Source organism: Pseudomonas sp. P106(2024) (assembly GCF_057480815.1).
In genome coordinates, this window is the sequence record NZ_JBLIYU010000039.1 from 1 (window position 1) to 1795 (window position 1795).

General features: G+C 59.2%; 2 protein-coding genes. Both read left to right on the top strand.

Annotated elements, in window-relative coordinates:
* Window positions 1-340: 340 nt before the first annotated feature.
* A complete protein-coding gene (gene rhtA / locus AC25M7_RS25405) occupies window positions 341-1228 on the top strand; it encodes a threonine/homoserine exporter RhtA (RefSeq protein ID WP_028690563.1) in 888 nt (295 codons plus the stop codon).
* A 186-nt stretch (window positions 1229-1414) separates the two neighbouring features.
* On the top strand, window positions 1415-1696 hold the full coding sequence (locus tag AC25M7_RS25410) for a hypothetical protein (protein ID WP_028690562.1): 282 nt from the start codon (window positions 1415-1417) through the stop codon (window positions 1694-1696).
* Window positions 1697-1795 lie beyond the last annotated feature (99 nt).

The following is a 1795-nucleotide window of genomic DNA, read 5'->3' on the forward strand; positions in this document are numbered from 1 at the left end:
CTCGTAGCGGGAGGCGAATCATACAGCGTTACAACCTGCTGTCAACTGCCTTTCTCACCGCTGCCGATCGTTAGACCGAAGCACCTCCGCCACCCTCTTAAACAATCAACTCATTGATATTCAAGGAGTTTTTCGTCCCGATGTCGCTGGAAGTGGGGCGCATTATAAGGGGATCTGAAAGCCCGTCAACCTTTTATTTCAAGCATATGAAAAGTATCCCTTCAGGAGCCGCCAGCCACTCGCCGCAACCTTCATCTGCACACCAATACCAACCTTGCCAACCCTTCCGTCAGTGCGCACTATATTGCACACCCTTGCGCGCACTATAACGGAAGCCTCCATGAACACCCCAAACCGCAGCCTGGCCGCCACGCTGTTCCCCATCGGCCTGCTGCTGATAGCCATGGCCTCCATCCAGTCCGGCGCTTCGCTGGCCAAGAGCATGTTCCCCATCGTCGGCGCCCAAGGCACCACCGCCCTGCGACTCATCTTCGCCAGCGTGATCATGCTCCTGTTGCTGCGCCCCTGGCGTGCTCGCCTGGATGCCAGCACCCTGCGCAGCGTGATTATCTACGGCATGGCCCTGGGCGGCATGAATTTCCTCTTCTATATGTCATTGCGCAGCGTGCCGCTGGGTATCGCTGTCGCCCTTGAATTCACCGGACCGCTTGCCGTGGCGCTATGGGCCTCGCGACGGGCACTGGACTTCCTATGGATCGCCCTGGCGGTCGCCGGCCTGCTGCTGTTGATTCCCGTCGGCCAGACCGACGGCGGGCTGGACCCGATCGGCGCCGGCTATGCCCTAGGGGCCGGCGTGTGCTGGGCGTTGTACATCCTCTACGGGCAAAAGGCCGGAGCCGAGAACGGCATCCAGACCGCGGCCTTGGGTGTGGTGATCGCAGCCCTGTTCGTCGCCCCGATTGGAATCGCCCACGCCGGCAGCGCCTTGCTGACACCCGCGCTGCTACCCGTGGCCCTGGGCGTGGCCATCCTGTCGACAGCTCTGCCTTACAGCCTGGAAATGGTCGCCTTGACCCGCATGCCCGCCCGTACCTTCGGCACATTGATGAGCATCGAGCCGGCCTTTGGCGCACTGTCCGGACTACTCTTCCTGGGCGAGAAGCTTACCCTTTGGCAATGGCTGGCAATCCTTGCCATCATCACTGCCTCTGTAGGTGCGACCCTGTCGATGAAACGGGATGCGGCCCCGGCCGTGGCCGCCGACTGATTTGAGAAATATTTGCATTTAGAAGGCTTGCAACCTTGTACCGCCCGCCGTGGCTGATTAAGCTGTCACCCAAATATAATCTTGACGCTATCTACTGAGCGGTACATGGACGCTGGGGACCATCAGGGAAGAGACAAGGCGCAAACCACAGGCCCGTGAGTGCAGTTGGGCCAAATAAGGACAGGAATGAAACGTATTTTTCTCATCCTGGCCATCCTGGCCATCGCTGGATGCGCCGCGACAGCCAATACCGAAGTGAAGCGAGGGAAGAAGGGCCTGCATATCAACTGCTCGGGGCTCTCCTCGTCATGGGACAAGTGCTACAGCAAGGCCGCCAGCTCCTGCGGCAGCAAAGGCTACAAGGTAATCGCCCGGTCCGGCGACACCGACGAAGAGCCTGGCGACTATGTGTTCGGCATCAATCCGGCCGGCTATACCAGCCGTAGCATGATCGTGATTTGCAAGTAACTGTCTAGTCCTGAAATAGGTTTACACCTGTTCAGGTAGGCCGACAGGCCTCAAAACGCCTGATGCACCGCATCGGGCGTTTTGTTTTTCAGGGCCATA